We start from the raw sequence: 18298 nt of genomic DNA, 5'->3' as shown, positions 1-18298 counted from the left end.
CCCGGGTGGGGGCCGCCGTGGGGGGGCGCCGCCGGGGGCGGGGGCACCGGGGGGGGGGCCGGTTTGCCGCCCCCACGGACCAGGTTCTGCTGGTGACCTGCACCAGGCTCTCCGTGGAGAAGAAGCCCGGCACGGCGCTCGACGCTCTGGAGGCGCTGGTGCGGCGCGGGCGGCGGGCGGTCCTCGTGGTCGCCGGGGACGGGCCGCTGCGGGCCCGGCTCGAACAGCGGGCGCGGGAGCGCGGGTTGCCGGTCACGTTCCTCGGGCACGTCTCCGACCGGCGGCTGCTCGGCGCGCTCCAGGCCTCCGCCGACGTGTGCCTGGCACCCGGGCCCGCCGAGACCTTCGGGCTCGCCGCCCTGGAGGCCATGGCCTGCGGCACGCCCGTGGTGGCCAGCGCCTCCTCCGCGCTCCCCGAGGTCATCGGCTCCGCAGGCGCCACGGCGGCGGACAACGGCGCGGCCTTCGCGGACGCCGTGGACATGCTGCTCGAACGCCCCGAGACGGAGCGGCGGGAGATCGCACGCGCGCGTGCGGAGTGCTTCGGCTGGCACACCGCGGTCGACGCGTTCCTCGCCGCGCACGACGCGGATGTCCCGGTACGGCGCTTCGTGCCCGGAGGCGTGGCATGAGAACGGTCCGTTTCGTCGCCCTCGGTGACTCGCTCACCGAGGGCGTGGGGGATCCCGTCGGCGAGGCCTGGCGCGGCTGGGCCGCGCTGCTCGCCGGCGGGCTGGCCGAACAGCCCGAGAAAACAGTGGAGTTCACGAACCTGGCGGTCAGCGGGGCGCAGTCCAGGGACGTACTGGAACGGCAGACCCCGGCCGGGCTCGCCCTCGAGCCGGACGTCGTGTCCGTCGTCATCGGCGTCAACGACACCCTGCGCTGCACCTTCGACATCCAGGCCCTCGCCGCCCGCCTCGACAAGGTCTACGCGGCCTTCACCGCGCAGGGCGCGGTCCTGCTCACGGCCTGTCTGCCCGACCCCGGCGCGATGCTCGGCCTGCCGGGCGCGCTGGCCCGCCCGCTGGCCCGGCGGCAGCGCGCGGTGAACACCGTGGTGCACGCGCTCTCCGAGCGGTACGGGGCCGTGCATCTGCACGCGGCCGAGGGCGAGTGGATCATGGACCCGGCGATCTGGAGCGCGGACCGGCTGCACCCCGGCGAGCGCGGCCACCGTCAACTGGCCCTGCGCTTCCACGCGTTGCTCGCCGAGGAGGGCGTGGCCTCGGGGGCCGCGCCCTCGCCCGAGCCCGAGTTCCCGGCCCCCACCCGGTCGGCCAGCCTGCTGTGGCTGGCGACCGCCGGTACCGGGTGGGTGGCCCGCCGCTGCACCGATCTGCTGCCGCAACTCCTCAGGCTGGCCGCGAGCGAGATGCGCCACCGCGCGCGGGGCACGAGCGCGCGGCTCGACCTGAGCGCGTCCCACGCGGTGTCGATGGCCCTGGCCTCCCTGTCGGTGCAGCAGGAGCAGCCGGACGCCGCATAGGGCGTACGGGGGCTCAGCGGCGGCGTACGGCCACGAAACGGACCGGGGTGCCGGGCACCGCCTGGGCGGCCGCCGGGAGGTCCGTGGGGCGGACGACGGCGATCACCGGATAGCCGCCGGTGGTCGGATGGTCGGCGAGGAAGACCACCGGGCGGCCGTCCGGGGGCACCTGGACGGCGCCCAGGACCATGCCCTCGCTGGGGAGTTCACCGGTCAGGGCCCGCTCCAGGGCGGGCCCCTCGGTGCGCAGTCCGATGCGGTTGCTCGCCGAGGACACCTGATAGGCGCGCGAGGTGAACGCGCGGACGGCCTCCGGGGTGAACCAGTCGGCACGCGGCCCCAGGGTCACCCGCAGCACCAGTTCGGCCGGGGGAGCCGGCTGCGGGGCGACGTCCACGCACGCGTGGCGGATCGCCGGGGAACCCAGCGGCAGTATGGCGCCGTTCGTGAGCGGCGGCGGACCGAGCCCGGACAGCAGGTCCGTGGAGCGGCTGCCGAGCACCGGCTCCACGCCGACTCCACCGGCGAAGGCGACGTAGGAGCGCACTCCGGAGACGGCCGTTCCGATGTTCAGGAGCGCCCCCGCCGGCACATGCACGGGTGCGCCCCAGGCGGCGGGCCGTCCGTCCACCGTGACCGGGCACGGCGCGCCGCCGACGGCCACGAGGATCGTTGAACGAGGCCGTACGGCACAGCCGTTGAGGGTCGTCTCCAGGACGGCCGCTTCGGGGGGATTGCCGACCAGGCGGTTGACGATCGCCGCCGCGGGCCCGTCGAGCGCCCCGGAACGCGGCACCCCGAGGTGCGCGTGGCCGGGCCGCCCCAGGTCCTGCACGGTGGTCAGGGCCCCGGCCCGGACGACGGCGAGCGCGCGGTCCGTCATACGTCCGCCACCGGGACGAAGCGTACGAGCGTGCCCGGCGACAGCAGCGCGGCCGGTTCACGGGTGTGGTCCCACAGCACCGCGTCCGTCGTGCCGATGAGCTGCCAGCCGCCCGGCGAGGCACGCGGGTACACGCCGGTGTACGGGCCCGCCAGACCCACGGCACCGGCATGGACGGCCGTGCGCGGGGTGGCCCGGCGCGGGACGTCGTAGCGGGCCGGGAGGCCGGTGAGGTAGCCGAAACCGGGGGCGAACCCGCAGAAGGCGACACGGAACTCGGTGGCCGCGTGGATGCGGCCCACCTCCCGCTCGGGGACGCCCCACAGGGCGGCGACGTCGGCGAGGTCCGGGCCGTCGTAGCGCACCGGGAGCTCGACCACCTCACGCGTGCGTGGGGGAGCGGGGGGCGGTTCGGAGGTGGTCAGTTCGGCGGCGAGACGAGCCGGGTCGGCGAGGCCGTCGAGGAGGACCGTGCGGGCGGCGGGGACGATCTCGCGGACGGTGAGCAGGCCCTCCGCGCGGCGCCGCAGCAGCTCCGCGCGGACGGCCTCGGCCTCCTCCCCTGAGGCGACCTCGACGAGCAGCGCGTCCTCGCCGACGGGCAGGGCCCTCATGCGAAGGCCTCCACCCGGACACCCGACTCCAGGAGCCGCTCGCGGACCCTGCGGGCCAGTTCGACCGCACCGGGCGTGTCCCCGTGCAGGCACAGGGAGCGGGCCCGCACCTCGATGCGCGCCCCGGAGAGCGCGTCGACCGTCCCGGAGCGGGCCAGGGTCAGCGAGCGCTCCACGACGGCCTCGGGGTCGGTGACCACCGCGCCCTCCTGGCCGCGCGGCACGAGCGTGCCCTCGTCGGTGTAGGCACGGTCCGCGAACGCCTCCGGGACGGCCCGCAGCCCGGCCTTCTCGGCCAGGTCGAGCACGACCGACCCGGGCAGCCCGAGGACCGGCAGCGAGGCGTCGGCGAGGAGCACGCCCTCGATCACCGCGGCGGCCTGCTCCCGGTCGTGCACGACCCGGTTGTAGAGCGCGCCGTGCGGCTTGACGTACGACACGCGCGTGCCCGCCGCGCGGGCGAACACCTCCAAGGCACCGATCTGGTACGCCACTTCGGCCGCCAGCTCGGCGGGCGGCACGTCCATCGCGCGCCGCCCGAACCCCGCCAGGTCCCGGTAGGACACCTGCGCGCCGACCCGGACGCCGCGCTCGGCCGCCAGCTCGCACACCCGCCGCATGGTCACCGCGTCCCCCGCGTGGAAGCCGCAGGCCACGTTGGCGCTGGTGACGACGGACAGGAGCTGTTCGTCGTCGGTGAGATGCCAGCGGCCGAAGCCCTCGCCGAGGTCGGCGTTCAGATCGATCATCATCTCTCCTGGTCAGGCGACGCGGTACTGCTCGTCGCGGGCGTCGGTGACGAACATCTGGCCCGGCGCGTGCGTGATGGCGAACGGCGGGCGGGAGGCCATCACCGCGGCCTGCGGGGTCACTCCGCAGGCCCAGAACACCGGGATGTCGTCCGGGGCCGCGTCCACCGGATCGCCGAAGTCCGGACGCCCGAGGTCCTCGATGCCGAGCCCCGAGGGATCGCCGCAGTGTACGGGGCTGCCGTGCACCGCAGGGAGCAGCGCGGTCTCCCGGATCGCCGTCGCCAGATGCTCCGGCGGCACCGGGCGCATCGACACCACCATCGGACCGTGCAGCCGCCCCGCCGGGCGGCACGGGCGGCTCGTCACGTACATCGGGACGTTGCGGCCCTGCTCGATGTGCCGGATCGGGACACCGGCCTCGCTCAGCGACCACTCGAAGGTGAAGCTGCACCCGATCAGGAACGACACCAGGTCCTCACGCCAGTGCGCGCGCACGTCCGTCGGCTCGTCCGTCAACTCGCCGTCCCGCCACACCCGGTAGCGCGGCAGATCGGTGCGCAGGTCCGCGCCGTCGGCCAGCACCGTCCGCCAGGATCCGGCGTCCGTGACGTCGAGCACCGGACAGGGCTTCGGGTTGCGCTGGCAGAACAGCAGCATGTCGTACGCCCAGTCGGCCGGCACCGAGATCAGGTTGGCCTGGGTGTGGCCCGCCGCGACCCCGGCCGTGGGACCCGTGCGGCCGGCCCGGAAGCGGGCCCGGGCGGTTCGCGGACTCCACGCGCGCGCGTGCTCGTCGACGAGGGTCGGGGGACGGTCCTCCGTGCGGTTCACTCCAGCTCCTTTCCGCGGGTCTCCGGCAGCCCCAGGAGCGCCAGTGCCGCGATGCCGTATCCGATCGCCCCGAAGACGAGTGCCCCGCCCACACCCCAACTGTCGGCCAGGAAGCCCACCAGGGTCGGGAAGACGGCGCCGACCGCGCGGCCCGTGTTGTAGGTGAAGCCCTGCCCGGTGCCCCGCACCGCCGTCGGGTACAGCTCGCTCAGGTACGAGCCGAAGCCGCTGAAGATCGCCGACATACAGAACCCGAGCGGGAAACCGAGCACCAGGAGAAGGGTGTTGGACCCGCTGGGGATGTGCGTGTACGCCAGGATGCAGACCGCCGAGAGCAGCGCGAAGAGCCAGATGTTGCGCCTGCGGCCCAGCACGTCGGTGAGGTAGCCGCCGGTGAGGTACCCCAGGAAGGCGCCGGAGATCAGGAAGGTCAGATAGCCGCCGGTGCCGACCACCGACAGGCCGCGCTCGGTCTTGAGGTAGGTCGGCACCCAGGTGGCGAGGGTGTAGTAGCCGCCCTGGACGCCGGTGGAGAGCAGACCCGCGAAGACCGTCGTCCGCAGCAGGCCCGGTGCTCCGCTCGTGCCCGGCTTGAAGATCGCCGCGAACGAGCCCTTCTGGGAGTTCTGCTCCCGCACGGCCGTCGCCCCGGGGGCGTCATGGACCCGGCGGCGGACCCAGAGGACCAGCAGCGCGGGCAGCGCGCCGGTCCAGAACATCACCCGCCAGGCCAGATCGTCGCCGACGAACGAGAAGACCAGCGTGTAGACGACCGCGGCCAGCGCCCAGCCCACCGCCCAGGAGCTCTGGACCGCGCCGAGCGTACGGCCCCGGTGCTTGGCGCTCGCGTACTCGGCGACCAGGATCGCGCCGACCGCCCACTCGCCGCCGAAACCGAGGCCCTGGAGGGCCCGGAACACCAGCAGCGTCTCGTAGTTGGGCGCGAAGCCGCAGGCCACCGTGAAGACGGCGTACGTGATCACCGTGATCAGCAGGGCCTTGACACGGCCGACCCGGTCGGCGAAGACGCCCGCGACGGCACCGCCGACCGCGGAGACGACCAGTGTGACGGTGGTGAACAGACCGGTCTGGCCGCTGTCCAGACCGAAGTACGCGGCCAGCGCGACCATGCTCAGCGGCAGCGTGAAGTAGTCGTAGGAGTCCAGGGCATAGCCGCCGAACGCGCCGGCGAAGGCGCGGCGGCCGTTCGGACCGAGCGCGCGCAGCCAGGCCAACGCGCCGTCGTCGGCGGTGAGTTCGTCGGAGTCCGGGTGTGCGCCGGTGTTCAGGGCCTGAGGTGGAGGGGTCGTGCTCATGTGCACCTCGCAGAGGGAGGACGGAGGGTGCTGGGGCTGAGCCGTGCCGTGCGGAAGCCGTTGGCGCCCGGGGTGAGCGGAGGCGCCTTGGAGAGCAAGTTAGAGGATCGTTGAACGATCCTTCAAGAGGCTTGTTGTTTCGTTCTTGTATCTGCGGTTGAATTCCGGGCATGGCAGAGCAACTGGCGGGACTGGCCGACGACCGCGCCCTCCTGGGCCGTACGAGCACCGCGGAACGGGTCTCGGACATCCTCAGAAACCGCATCGCCGAGGGCTATTTCCCGCCGGGCACCCGGCTGTCGGAGGACGGCATCGGCGGGACGCTCGGTGTGTCGCGCAACACACTCCGTGAGGCGTTCCGGCTGCTCACCCATGAGCGCCTGCTCGTCCACGAGTTGAACCGGGGCGTGTTCGTCCGGGTCCTGACCGTCGAGGACGTCAAGGACATCTACCGCACCCGCCGCCTCGTCGAGTGCGCCGTCGTACGAGGCCTGGGCGAGCCGCCGTACGTCGTCGAAGGGCTCGCCGCGGCCGTGACGGAAGGGCAGCTCGCGTCCGTCGAGAATGACTGGAAAGTCGTGGGTACGGCCAATATCCACTTCCACCGGGAACTCGTCGCCCTCGCCGGCAGCGAGCGCACCGACGAGCTGATGCGCAGCGTCTTCGCCGAACTCCGGCTCGCCTTCCACCTCGTGGACGACCCGAAGCGGCTCCACGAGCCGTATCTCCAGCGCAACCGCCTGATCCTCCAGGCCCTCCAGGCGGGCGACCGCGCCGAGGCCGAGAAGCTGCTCGCGGTCTACCTCGACGACTCCCTGGAGCGAGTCGTCGACGCGTACCGGCGGCGGGTCGGCGAGGACGGCACGGCGCTGGGCTGAACCTGCGCGAGACGGGACGGCAGCCAGTCACGAGGCTGTGACGGTAGTCGCTTCTGCGTCGTTTGGGTCGTTGTCAGACCGAGGACCTAGTCTGTGCACCGTGACTTCGCCTGCATCGACGGACAGCGTTCCGCCCCAGTTCAGCGCGGGGCCGCGCCCCGCCCCGGGCCCGGCCGCCGACGAGGGACTGGCGCGCCGGCTGCGCGCGCTCGCCTGCACCGCGCCGCTGCACGACCTCGACGTGCGCAAGGCCAACCTCGCGGGCGAGTACTCGGTGTACGGCATGGCGGAGGTGGCCCTCGCCGCCATCGACCTGGTCACCCTCAACATGGACTTCGACACCGGCGCCGACCACGACCAGATAGTGGCCAGGCTCATCCCGCGCATCGCCGCCCAGGCCCCCCGTCGCCCCGTCGCCGAGCACGAGCGCGTAGCCCGCTGGGTCCTGGAGAACCTCATCAACGTCGGCAGCGTCGACCGCGGCTTCCGCACGGTGTACGGCACGTTCGCCCAGGACGGCACCTATGTGCGCCGGGACTACGACTTCAAGCTGATCGAGGAGGTCCCCGGCTACGGCGGCAGCGTCTACCTCCGTACGACGGACGAGGCCGTCAACGTCCTGGTGGGCGCCCTCGACACCGACGTCACCAGCGCGCAGATCGCCGCCGAGGTCAAGCTGGAGGTGCTGATCAGCCGAGGCCGCCTGGCCGACGCGCAGTTGGCCGCCGAGCAGGCCCGGTACCGCACCGTGCAGTACTCGGAGACCCTCCGCCGCGCCCTGGACGCCACGCGGCGCAACGTCCGCGCGGTGGACTGGCTCAACGCCGTGCCCGACATGATCGCCGAGGCCCTCGACCACGTCGCCGACCGGTACCGCCACGAGAACGCGATCCTCACCAACATCCGCAAGGCCCGCGACGAGTCCGAGGACCCCGAACAGAAGCGCCGCGCCGCCGAGTTGGTCGACATCGTCAAGGACTGCATCCGACGGCACACCCAGCTCCAGTCGCGCCTCCTGGAGGCCGGGCCGCTGTTCCGCGCCGAGCAGGACCGGCAGGCCTTCGCCACGCCCATGACGACCTCCGGGACGGACCTCTACGGACATCTCGTCTCGCCCGTTCTGCCGCTCGCCCTGGAGCAGGCGGTCCGGGTCACGGACGCGTTCTTCGCGCACGGGACCGGCCTGCGCACGCCGGTGTCCGTCCGCGTGGGCGACCTCGTCGACATACTGCTGACGCCACCCCAGGAGCGGGAACACCTCGGCGCGGAGATGCCCGAGCCGGACCTCATCGCCACCCCGGACGACAGCCGCTTCAGCGAGGAGCAGTTGGCCGCTGCGATGGAGCTGCTCGATCTTCCTGCGGACGCGCCCCGGCGGTTGTCGGGACTGCTCGCGGAGGCTCGGGACCAGGATGCCGAACTGCCTTACCTGGTAGCCCTGTTGGCCATCCACGCGGCCAGTCCGCCGGTTGGTACGGCGTACCGGCAGGGGGAGCCGAAGCTGCTCTTCGCCGTTGACGACGGGACCGAGCTGGAGGACTCCGAGTTCGGCGGGGCCGATCTCATTGTCGGCACCGCCCTGTTGGACGCGGCCGGGATGGCGGCGGGCCGCACGGAGGCGGCCTAGGCCATGACCCACCGCTCAGTCGACCACTTCAGCAAGGAGCCCCGACCGTGACCGAGCACGTCGAACGGAGTGAGCCGGAGGCCGTCGCCGCGCCGGTGACCGCCGTCATCACACCCGCCGACGCCGCCGACGCGGCCCGGCTCGTCGCGTTCGGGTTGCAGCCCAAACTGCAGCCCGCGCGGGACCAGGAGTACGCGGAGCTGCTCCGCCGCCACCGGGAGGACCCGCCGTTCGCGCGGCTCGCCGACGCCGTGGCCGCCGGGCTCGGGCTGGTCGTCCTGGAGGTGTCCCCGCGCGCCGGCATGGCCGTGACCGCCGCTGAGGACTCCGTGTTCGCCGTGCGCATGGGCGACTACGCGCGCCGCACGGCCGCCGACTCCGGGGACCGCTTCCTGCACGGACTCGCGCATCTCTGCGTCGCCGCGATGGCGTTCCCCCGCCCCGAGGACCTCGCCGACGACGGCTACATCGGGCGCGTCACGGTCAACGGGGTCGACGCCTTCGTACGACAGGCCTGCCGGCGCCTGGAGGAGCGGGCCGACGAACAGGGCCTGAACACCGACCCGGCCACCGACGCGCCCGGCCTGGAGGCCGCCTGGCGGATCTGGGTGAGACGCAGCGCGACCGGAGCCACCAAGGACGCCCGCAGACTGGCCGGTTCGACCACCGGCATCGTCGGCAAGGCGGCCGCCTTCCTCACCGACTCCGGCTTCCTCCAGCGCACCGGCGACGACAACGGCGGTACGTACCGCACCACCGCCCGCTATCAGCTCCAGGTGCGTGACATGGCCGGCAGCGCCGCCATGGCCGAGCTGCTGGAGCTGGGCATCGTCCCCGTCACCGACGGCACCGCGAGCCTGCTGCCCGCCGAGGACACCGAGGACCTGGAGCTGGTGGCCGACGCCGGACTGCCGTTCCACTGCTGAACTCCCCCCACCTGCCGAAGACTTACGACGAGAGTCCGCCATGTACGAGCTGTCCCGGGTCCGCCTCTACTCCATCGGTCCCGCCGGTGCGCGCTACGCCGACACCGTGCTTGACCTGCGGGGCGTGGGCAAGCCCGTGCCCGATCCCGCGCCCACCCAGGCGGAGTTCTTCGAGGACGAGCCCGTCGGGCCGCCGCGCCGCCCCGCACCCGCGGGCGTGCTCTTCCTGGAGAACGGCGGCGGCAAGTCCGTCCTGCTCAAGCTGATCTTCTCGGTGATGCTGCCCGGCCACCGCAACACCCTCGGCGGCGCCAGCTCCGGCGTGCTGCGCAAGTTCCTGCTCGCCGACGACTGCGGGCACGTAGCCCTGGAATGGCAGCACACGCTGACCGGCGAATGCGTGGTCGTCGGCAAGGTCAGCGAGTGGCGGGGGCGCCAAGTCTCCAACGACCCGCGGAAGTTCGCCGAGGCCTGGTACTCCTTCCGGCCCGGGCCCGGACTGAGCCTGGACAATCTCCCCGTCGCCGAGGCCACTTCGGTACGGCCGCCCGTCGAGGGCGCGTCCGGCGCACAGGGCCGCCGACGCACCATGAAGGGCTTCCGGGACGCCATCACCGAGGCAGGCAAGGCATATCCCCACCTCGAAGTGCACTGGGAGGAGATCCACGACCGCTGGATCGAGCACCTCGGCGACCTGGGCCTCGACCCCGAACTCTTCCGCTACCAGCGGGAGATGAACGCCGACGAGGGCGAGGCCGCCGGACTCTTCGCCGTCAAGAAGGACTCCGACTTCACCGACCTGCTGCTGCGCGCGGTCACCGACACGCGGGACACCGACGGGCTCGCCGACCTGGTCGGCGGCTTCGGCAACAAGCTGGGGCGCCGGGCCGAACTGATCGCCGAGCGGGACTTCACGGCGGGTTCCGTGGATCTGCTCGGCAGGATCGTCGAGGCCGCCGAGGCACGGGCACGCGCGCGTGACATCCACACCGGCGCCGAGCGCCGTACCCGCACCCTGGCGCGCCGACTGTCCGCGCGGGGCGCGCAGGAGCGGGTCCGGGCCGCCGACCTCGCCCAGCGGGTCACCGCCGCCGCGTACGCCGTCACACACTCCGAGGGGGCACGGGAGCGCAGCGCGCTGATCGCCGCCGAACTGGCCTACCGGCACGCCTCGGTGGCGCTCGCCACCATGGAGAAGTCCGCCGCCGCGCAGAAGCGCGAACTCGCCGACGCGCGCACGCTGCACTCCGCCTGGCAGGCCGCCGAGTCCGTCCTGCGTCACCGCGCCGCAGCCGACCGCTCCGCGCGTGTGGCCGTCGCCATCCGCGAGGCCGAGCGGGACGCCGCACCGGCGCTCGCCGCCCGCGCCAAGGCCGCCGTCGATCTCGTACGGGCCCTGCACACGGCCGCGCAGAGCGCCGAGGACCTCGCCAACGAGGGCGAGGAGCGGTCCGCCGCACTTCAGGAGGTCGGCGAGACCTCCCACCGGGACGCGACCTCCGCCGCCACCGAAGCGCAGCGCGCCCGCAGCGAGATCGGCCATCTGCGCCAGCGTCTGTCCGAGGTCGAGCAGGAGACCGCCGAGGCGGTGCGCGCGGGCTGGCTCGACGACAGCGCGCCCGACGCCGACCCGGCCCGTGCCGCCCTCGCGGCCAGCGACGCCGAGAAGACGGCCGTGGCCGCCTGGGACACCGCGCGCGAGGTATCCAGCCGGGCGGCCGAGCACGCCCGCGAGGCCGCCTCGGCGGAGTCCCGCGCGGAGCTGACGGCGGCCCGCGCCTCCGATGCGGCGACCGCGGCGGCCCGGACCTACGACGCGGAACGGCGCCTGGCCGAGGGACTGGCGGGGGAGGAGCGGCTCGCGGAGCTGCTCAGCCTGCCCGGTGCCCATGCCGGTGCCGGTGGTGTACCGGTGCCGCGTGGGGCCAACGAGGTTGCGGCGAATGGCAGTTCTGCCTCGAACGCGGCCCCCGTCACTCACCCCGGTACCACCAAGCCCTCCCGCCCCCTCGCCGAAGGCCCCCTCACCCCGGAGGAACTCGACCGCTTCGCCGACGAGTTGCGCGAGCTGCTCGACGACGGGGTCGCCTCCAGCGAGCGCCAGCTCTTCGACCTGCGGACCGCCGCCGCCGACGACTCCCGGATCCTCGGGGCGCTCGGCGACGGCGGACTGCTGCCGCCCGGCCCGGACGTGCTGGCCACCGTGGAGTACCTCGGCGAGCACGGCATCCCGGCCCTGCCCGGCTGGCGCTACCTCGCCCAGGCCGTCGACCCCACCGACCACGCGCGCGTGCTGGCCGCCCGGCCCGAGCTGGTCGACGGGGTGATCATCACCGACCCGGAGACGCACGCGCGTGCCCGGGAGGCCCTCAGCGAGGCGGCCCTGCTGCCCCGGTCCGCCGTGGCCGTCGGCACGGCCGCCGCCCTGCTCGCCCCGACCCCGGCGACCGACGCACAGAGCAGCGACGTCTTCCTGGTCCCGCCGAACCCGGCCATGCACGACGAGCACGCCGCCGACGAGGAGCGGCAGGCGCTGCGCGCGCGGGCGGGGCAGCGGGACGAGGAGATCCGCACGCTGGCCGCGCGGCTCGGCAAGGACCGCGAGCTGGCGGCGCGGCTGGCGTCCTGGCGCACCGGCTGCCCGAGCGGGAGGCTGGTCGAGTTGGCGCGGGCCGCGCAGGAAACGCGCGCGTTCGCCGAGGAGGCCGAGGCCGAGCTCGCCGAGGCACGGACCGTGCGGGCCGAGGCCGACGAAGCCGCCGCCGAGGCGGCCCAGGTGCGCGACGAGCGGCAGGAGGCCGCGCAGAAGGCCCGGCGGGCCGCCGACGCCCTCGCCGGACTCGCCTTCCGGCTGCGTGAACGCGCGGGCTGGCAGGTCAGGCTGCGTGAACTCGCCGACGAGGCGGCCGAGTCGGAGGCCCGCGCCCAGGCCTGCCTGGAGCGCGCCCGCGCCGCCGACGAGGACCGCCGCGCCGCCCAGCGCGCGGCCGACGACGCCCGCCGCACGGCCCGTGCGCTGCGCGCCGAGCGCTCCGAGATCGCGGGCGCCCCCGACGACGTACCGGAGGACGACGCGGACGCTCCCAAGCCCGCGCTGGCCGCCCTCCGTGAGGCCTACCGGGCCGCCTCGCAGCTCTACGAGAAGGTCGGCGTCGGCGCCGATCTGCGGGCCGAGCAGGCGCGGGCGGAGAGCGATGAGAGCGCGGCCATCGCCGAGTTGGACCGGCTCAGCAACAAGGTCCGCACCCGCGCGGCACAGTTGCTCCAGTCGCCCGACGGTTCCGACGGGCCGTCCCGGCAGGCCGCGGCGGCACGCGCCGAGGAGCTGGTGCAGCTTCTGGAGACCCGGGTGTCGAGCGCGAGCGAGCAACTCGGGCGGCTGCGCGGCGAGGCCGAGCGGCTCGCGCCCGAGGACGGCGAGGCCCACACCGAGCTGGCCGAGGAGCTGGTTCCGCGCGACGCCGAGCACGCCCAGGCCCTGCTGCGCACGGCGACGGCCGAACTCGCCGCCCGCACCGACGCGTTGGGCCAGGCACGCGAGGCGCACGCCGAGCTCCTCGCCGCCCACCGCGCCGCCGAGGACGGGGCCGGTGGCTTCGACGAGACCGCCGCGCTCCTCCGTGACCTGCTGCGCGAGCACTCCTCGGACGAGGAGCAGGAGGAGCCCGAGCCCTACCCGGGCAGCCTGGAGGAGGCCCGGCACTCCGCCGCCGAGGCCCGCCGCTCGCTGCGCGGCTGCGCCGCCGACCTGTCCGCCGCCGAGAGCGCCGTACGCGAGGCGAGCGATGTGCTCGTGCGGCACGCCAACTCCACGCGGTTCGAGCAGGTACGGACCCCCGCGCGGCAGCAGATCCGGGAGCTCCCCGCGTCCGCGCTGCCCGAGCACGCGCAGAAGTGGGCCGACGCCTTCGCGCCCCGACTCCGGGTGCTCACCGACGAGTTGGCGCAGTTGGAGCGCAACCGCGACTCGATCGTGGACCGGCTCCGCGGGCTCGTCGAGTCGGCGCTGGCGACCCTGCGGTCCGCGCAGCGGCTGTCCCGGCTGCCCGAGGGACTCGGCGAGTGGTCGGGGCAGGAGTTCCTGCGCATCCGCTTCGAGGAGCCGGACCAGGCCACGCTCACCGAGCGGCTCGGCGAGGTCGTCGACGAGGCGACCCGGGCCGCGGTGAAGAAGAACTCCGACATGCGGCGCGACGGAATGTCCTTGCTGCTGAGGGGAGTCGGCGCGGCGCTCGAACCCAAGGGTGTCGCCGTCGAGATCCTCAAGCCGGACGCCGTGCTGCGGGCCGAGCGCGTGCCCGTCGGACAGATGGGCGACGTGTTCTCCGGCGGTCAACTGCTCACCGCCGCAATCGCCTTGTACTGCACGATGGCGGCGCTGCGCTCCAACGACCGGGGCCGCGACAAGCACCGGCACGCCGGCACGCTCTTCCTCGACAACCCCATCGGGCGCGCCAACGCCACGTACCTGCTGGAGCTCCAGCGCGCCGTGTCCGACGCGCTCGGCGTCCAACTCCTCTACACCACCGGCCTGTTCGACACGACGGCACTGGCCGAGTTCCCGCTGGTCATCCGGCTGCGCAACGACGCCGACCTCAGGGCGGGCCTCAAGTACATCAGCGTGGAGGAACACCTCCGGCCGGGTCTGCCGCAGCAGGCCCCGGCCGGAGAAGGGGAGTCGGTGCACAGCGAGATCACGGCGACCCGCATGTTCAAGCGCCCGGCACCGACTGCCCCGTAGGCGAGAAGCTCAGGAGTGGGCCACCTGCCCGGCGCCGCCCTTGCGGGCGGTCCGCTCCTGAGCGCGCTCGGCGGTCCGCGCCTGACGCTGGGCCCGGCGCCGCTCGCGGCGGAGGGCCCTGGCCGTGCTGCTGGGCTCCGAGATCACGCCGTTGCGCTGGTTCCACATCTGGCGGGTCACCCAGACGTCGAGGGCGCCCCAGGTGGCCACCACCGTGCTGACCACGCTGCTGATCACCATGGGGAACGCCAGCCAGGACCCGGCCATCGTGCACAGGAAGGCCACCGTCGCCTGCATCAGCGTCACGGCGATGATGATGACCGCCCGCACGGCCGCCGTACGCACCGGATCCGGCAACCGGCGCCGACGCGCGGGCTCCTCGATCCACAACGGCCGGTAGTACTCCGGCTGTTCGGCCCTCATGCCGCCGTCCGACGGAATGTCGTGATCCGGTGCCTCACGTCGCGGCCGCTCCGTCGATCGCGCCGCCCCGCCGTCCTCAAGCGACTCCTGCCGCTCCGCCGTGCCCATCAAGGTGTCCTCCCCGTCGCCGGTAGACCACTCGTTCCGGAGTCCGAAGACTTCGGCTCCCCAGTGGGTGCCCGGCTTGCGCTGTTTTACGCTGCCCAGTTGCGGATGCGGCTCCTGTGGCCGGATCCGCCCCCATTTCCCGTAGAGAAAGACGAACAACTTGCCACGAAGATTCCCAACGGACGAAAAAATCCGGCCAACTGGCCAACTGGCCCGATCCGATCGGGTCCGGTGATCCCGGCTGAATCGGGGCGGCAATCTCCCCCAATGCCCGGACAACTCCCCATCTCTCAGCGCTCTTGCGGAAGTTCACGCTCCGGACAGCTCTTCGAGTTACCTGTGTGTCAGTAGTAGGCTCGCGCCGTTTGTTGACGCACATGTGTACCCCCGGTCGGCGGGGGGCCAGCAGGGGGAGGCCATGCGCTTTCGCGGGAAGTCCATCCGCCGGAAGATCGTGGCGCTCCTTCTCGTGCCGCTGGTGTCCCTGACCGCGATCTGGGCGTTCGCCACGGTCCTCACCGGCCGGGCGGCCGGAGCCCTGTTCAACGTGTCGTCGGTCGTCGAGAAGATCGGCTATCCCGCAGAGGACACCGTCCGCGTCATCCAGCAGGAACGCCGCCAGTCGCTCGTCTATCTCGCCGACCCCCGCGCCGCCGACGGGCTCACCGACCTCAGACGCAGCCGTGCCGCGACCGACAAGGCCGTCGCCAAGATCCGCCGGAACGCCGAGAACCCGGACGTCCGCGACGCGATGGGCCAGGCCACCGACAGCCGTGTCTCCGCCGTCCTGGACGCCTTCGACGGCCTCGCGTCCCTGCGCCGCAGCGTCGAGGACGGCACCGTCAACCGCGGCCAGACCCTCGGCCTCTACAACCACCTCGTCGACCCGTGCTACGTGCTGCTGTCCAACCTCCACGTCGTCGACAACGTCGAGATGGACAAGCAGTACCGCGCCCTGGTCAATCTGGCACGCGCGCGTGAACTCCTCTCCCGCGAGGACGCGTTGCTCGGCTCCTCCCTGATCGTCGGCAAGCTCACCCGGGACGAGACCCGCGGTATCTCCGACCTCGTCGCCCAGCGCACGCTGTTGTACGACATCAACCTGCCGCTGCTGCCGTCCTCGGAGCGCGACCACTTCGAACGCTTCTGGACGAACGCGGCCAGTGCCCCGCTGCGCGTGGCCGAACAGGCCGCCGCGTCCACCACGTCCGGCGAGCCCCGCAACGTCACCGCACAGACCTGGAACACCGCGGCCGGCGGTGTGCTCAGCAAACTCGCCACCCTCGACGACCAGGCCAACGACCGCTATCAGGACCGCGTCCGCCCGGTCGCGATGAACGTCATCCTCAAGGCCGCCGTCGCCGGCGTTCTCGGTCTGATCGCCCTCCTGTTCTCACTCTTCCTGTCCGTGCGCATCGGCCGCGGCCTCATCCGCGACCTGCGCCAACTGCGCCTGGACGCCCACGAGGCGTCCGGAGTCCGGCTGCCCAGCGTGATGCGCCGGCTGTCCGTGGGCGAAGTGGTCGACGTGGAGACCGAGGTACCGCGCCTGGAGTACGACAGGAACGAGATCGGCGACGTCGGCCAGGCCCTGAACACCCTTCAGCGGGCCGCCGTCGAAGCCGCCGTCAAACAGGCCGAACTGCGCTCCGGTGTCTCCGAGGTCTTCGTCAACCTCGCCCGCCGCAGCCAGGTCCTGCTGCACAAGCAGCTCACCCTGCTCGACACCATGGAGCGCAGGACCGAGGACACCGACGAACTCGCCGACCTGTTCCGCCTCGACCACCTGACCACCCGGATGCGCCGCCACGCCGAGGGCCTGGTGATCCTCTCCGGTGCCGCCCCGTCCCGGCAGTGGCGCAAGCCGGTCCAGCTCATGGACATCGTCCGCGCGGCCGTCGCCGAGGTCGAGGACTACGAGCGCATCGAGGTCCGCCGGCTGCCGCGCATCGCCGTCACCGGCCCGGCCGTAGCGGACCTCACCCACCTCGTCGCCGAACTCCTGGAGAACGCCACGGTGTTCTCCCCGCCGCACACCGCCGTCCAGGTCGTGGGGGAGCGGGTCGCCAACGGCTTCACCCTGGAGATCCACGACCGGGGCCTCGGCATGGCGGCCGAAGCACTCCTGGACGCCAATCTCCGGCTCGCCGAGACACCGGAGTTCGAACTCTCCGACACCGACCGGCTCGGCCTGTTCGTGGTCAGCCGGCTCGCGCAGCGGCAGAACGTCCGCGTCTCGCTCCAGCCCTCGCCCTACGGCGGCACCACCGCCGTCGTGTTCATCCCCGACGCCCTGCTGAGCGACGAGATCCCGGACACCAACGGCATCGGCTTCCGCCTCGACCGGCCGCAGCCGACGAAGGAGGCCGAGTTGGAGGAGGGCCGCCGCTCCGCGCTCTCCCACGTGCCCGCGAAGCTGCCGGGAGTTCCGCCCGCCCTCCTGGACGGCCCGGTCGAACTCGAAGCCCCGGTCGACCTGGACCGTCTCGAAGGCTTCCCCGACGCGCTCGACGACGAGGACGGTGAGCACGGCGGGATCTTCCGCCCGCGCCGCTCCGTCGCCCACCGCGACGAACTCACCCCCGTCCGCCCTGTCGAGCAGCACCAGCAGGTCTCCGAGGCGCATGACGGGCCGCGCGGAGCGGCCGCGGACGACCACCGGAGCGAACCGCTGCCCTTGCCCCGGCGCCGGACGCCCAAGCTCGTGAGCTCCCATGGACGCCCGGTCGTGGAGCAGCGCTCCCGACGGGACCCGGAGGACTCCGGAGACGGCGGTTTCGACGGCCCCGCACCGGCCCCGGCCCTGGGCGGACCCGAGGCGGACGGCCCGGCACCGCTGCCGGCCCGCCGTCGCGGTGACACCCCGCTCCGTCGCCGTACCGACGTGCCCGGCGGGCGCGCCGAATCCGCGGCGGCCCAGGCCTCCCCGGGGCGCGGCCGCGCCGAGCCGCCCGACACGCCCGCCCTTCCCAGGCGCACCCGGCGTGCCGAGATCGCGTCCAGCGGCCCGGACTCCGACACCTCGCAGAACCGGACCGGGCCCGACCTGGGAGCGCTGCCCAGACGTGTACGCCAGGCGAACCTGGCACCCCAGTTGAAACAGACCCCGGAGCGGCACGCCGCGACCCCGGCGGAGGTCGCCGAGCGCGACGCCGACGAGGTACGCAGCCGCATGGCCTCGCTGCAGCGCGGCTGGCAGCGCGGCCGCGAGGAGAACGCCGAGGGCGACGACGCCCAGGGCGGCACAGCACAAGGAACGAAGGGGGACGGTCGATGACCGCACCGAAGGCGACCGGCCACAGCGGCGACGAGCGCGGGCTGAACTGGCTCCTCGACGACCTCGTCGAACGCGTCGCCAGCATCCGCAAGGCCATCGTGCTCTCCGGCGACGGCCTGGCCACCGGCGTGTCCCAGGATCTGACCCGGGAGGACAGCGAGCACCTGGCCGCGGTGGCCTCCGGTTTCCACAGCCTCGCCAAGGGCGTCGGCCGCCACTTCGAGGCGGGCAGCGTGCGGCAGACGGTCGTCGAGCTGGACGAGGCCTTCCTGTTCGTGACGGCGGCCGGTGACGGCAGTTGCCTCGCCGTCCTCGCGGACGCGGACTCGGACGTCGGCCAGGTCGCCTACGAGATGACGCTGCTCGTGAAGCGGGTCGGTGTGCATCTGGGCGCCGCTCCGCGCACCGATCTGTCCTTGGGCGGGTAGTGAAG

At 73.3% G+C, this 18298-nt stretch carries 13 protein-coding genes and 1 pseudogene; 8 read left to right on the top strand and 6 right to left on the bottom strand.

The genetic code is table 11. The features are described from left to right. Positions 1-77: 77 nt before the first annotated feature. Positions 78-632: pseudogene (locus ABZT04_RS42665) on the top strand (glycosyltransferase); the annotation flags it as partial. Continuing rightward, complete coding sequence (locus ABZT04_RS42660; RefSeq protein ID WP_356065128.1) at positions 629-1489, top strand: SGNH/GDSL hydrolase family protein; 861 nt, start codon at positions 629-631, stop codon at positions 1487-1489. The pseudogene ABZT04_RS42665 and the gene ABZT04_RS42660, both read left to right, overlap by 4 nt. A gap of 13 nt (positions 1490-1502) precedes the next feature. Here ABZT04_RS42660 and ABZT04_RS42655 read toward each other — a convergent pair whose 3' ends face one another. From ABZT04_RS42655 to ABZT04_RS42635, 5 genes are read right to left on the bottom strand one after another with little or no spacing between them, the layout of a single operon-like run. After that, positions 1503-2372 (bottom strand): biotin-dependent carboxyltransferase family protein, encoded by an 870-nt coding sequence (locus ABZT04_RS42655; RefSeq protein WP_356065126.1) that lies wholly within the window; start codon positions 2370-2372, stop codon positions 1503-1505. Next, entirely contained in the window at positions 2369-2986 is a 618-nt protein-coding gene (locus ABZT04_RS42650) for an allophanate hydrolase subunit 1 (protein WP_356065124.1), read from the bottom strand. Before ABZT04_RS42650 ends, ABZT04_RS42655 begins: the two co-directional genes overlap by 4 nt. Next, positions 2983-3735 carry a 5-oxoprolinase subunit PxpA gene (locus tag ABZT04_RS42645; RefSeq protein ID WP_356065130.1) on the bottom strand — a complete coding sequence of 251 codons (753 nt, stop codon included), beginning with the start codon at positions 3733-3735 and terminating at the stop codon, positions 2983-2985. The genes ABZT04_RS42650 and ABZT04_RS42645 overlap by 4 nt, the downstream gene beginning before the upstream one ends. Before the next feature lie 12 nt (positions 3736-3747). Continuing rightward, the gene (locus tag ABZT04_RS42640) at positions 3748-4569 is read right to left on the bottom strand and encodes a putative hydro-lyase (RefSeq protein ID WP_356065121.1); all 822 of its coding nucleotides are present in this window, start codon (positions 4567-4569) and stop codon (positions 3748-3750) included. Further along, positions 4566-5885, bottom strand: a complete 1320-nt coding sequence (locus ABZT04_RS42635; RefSeq protein WP_356065119.1) for an MFS transporter — start codon at positions 5883-5885, stop codon at positions 4566-4568. The genes ABZT04_RS42640 and ABZT04_RS42635 overlap by 4 nt, the downstream gene beginning before the upstream one ends. Before the next feature lie 170 nt (positions 5886-6055). Here ABZT04_RS42635 and ABZT04_RS42630 point away from each other — a divergent pair, with 170 nt between their 5' ends. The 4 genes from ABZT04_RS42630 (at position 6056) to ABZT04_RS42615 (ending at position 14057) form a co-directional block, all read left to right on the top strand. Continuing rightward, positions 6056-6763 (top strand): GntR family transcriptional regulator, encoded by a 708-nt coding sequence (locus ABZT04_RS42630; protein ID WP_356065117.1) that lies wholly within the window; start codon positions 6056-6058, stop codon positions 6761-6763. A gap of 100 nt (positions 6764-6863) precedes the next feature. Further along, positions 6864-8390, top strand: a complete 1527-nt coding sequence (locus ABZT04_RS42625) for a hypothetical protein (protein WP_356065114.1) — start codon at positions 6864-6866, stop codon at positions 8388-8390. A 47-nt stretch (positions 8391-8437) separates the two neighbouring features. Further along, positions 8438-9316, top strand: a complete 879-nt coding sequence (locus ABZT04_RS42620; RefSeq protein ID WP_356065112.1) for a hypothetical protein — start codon at positions 8438-8440, stop codon at positions 9314-9316. A gap of 40 nt (positions 9317-9356) precedes the next feature. After that, a complete protein-coding gene (locus tag ABZT04_RS42615; protein ID WP_356065110.1) occupies positions 9357-14057 on the top strand; it encodes a hypothetical protein in 4701 nt (1566 codons plus the stop codon). Positions 14058-14066: 9 nt separating this feature from the next. Here the strand turns inward: ABZT04_RS42615 and ABZT04_RS42610 are convergent, their stop codons facing one another. Further along, positions 14067-14588: a hypothetical protein gene (locus ABZT04_RS42610; protein ID WP_356065108.1), complete on the bottom strand. Its 522-nt coding sequence runs from the start codon at positions 14586-14588 to the stop codon at positions 14067-14069. Positions 14589-15006: 418 nt separating this feature from the next. Here ABZT04_RS42610 and ABZT04_RS42605 point away from each other — a divergent pair, with 418 nt between their 5' ends. Next, entirely contained in the window at positions 15007-17865 is a 2859-nt protein-coding gene (locus ABZT04_RS42605) for a nitrate- and nitrite sensing domain-containing protein (RefSeq protein WP_356065105.1), read from the top strand. Continuing rightward, entirely contained in the window at positions 17862-18293 is a 432-nt protein-coding gene (locus tag ABZT04_RS42600) for a roadblock/LC7 domain-containing protein (protein WP_355918446.1), read from the top strand. The genes ABZT04_RS42605 and ABZT04_RS42600 overlap by 4 nt, the downstream gene beginning before the upstream one ends. Positions 18294-18298 lie beyond the last annotated feature (5 nt).

Origin of the sequence: Streptomyces sp. NPDC005492, from assembly GCF_040605995.1 — a bacterium.
In the GTDB taxonomy this organism is placed as follows: Bacteria; Actinomycetota; Actinomycetes; order Streptomycetales; family Streptomycetaceae; genus Streptomyces.
The sequence above is the reverse complement of the archived record's forward strand: the minus strand, read 5'-3'. Positions and strand labels throughout refer to the sequence as shown.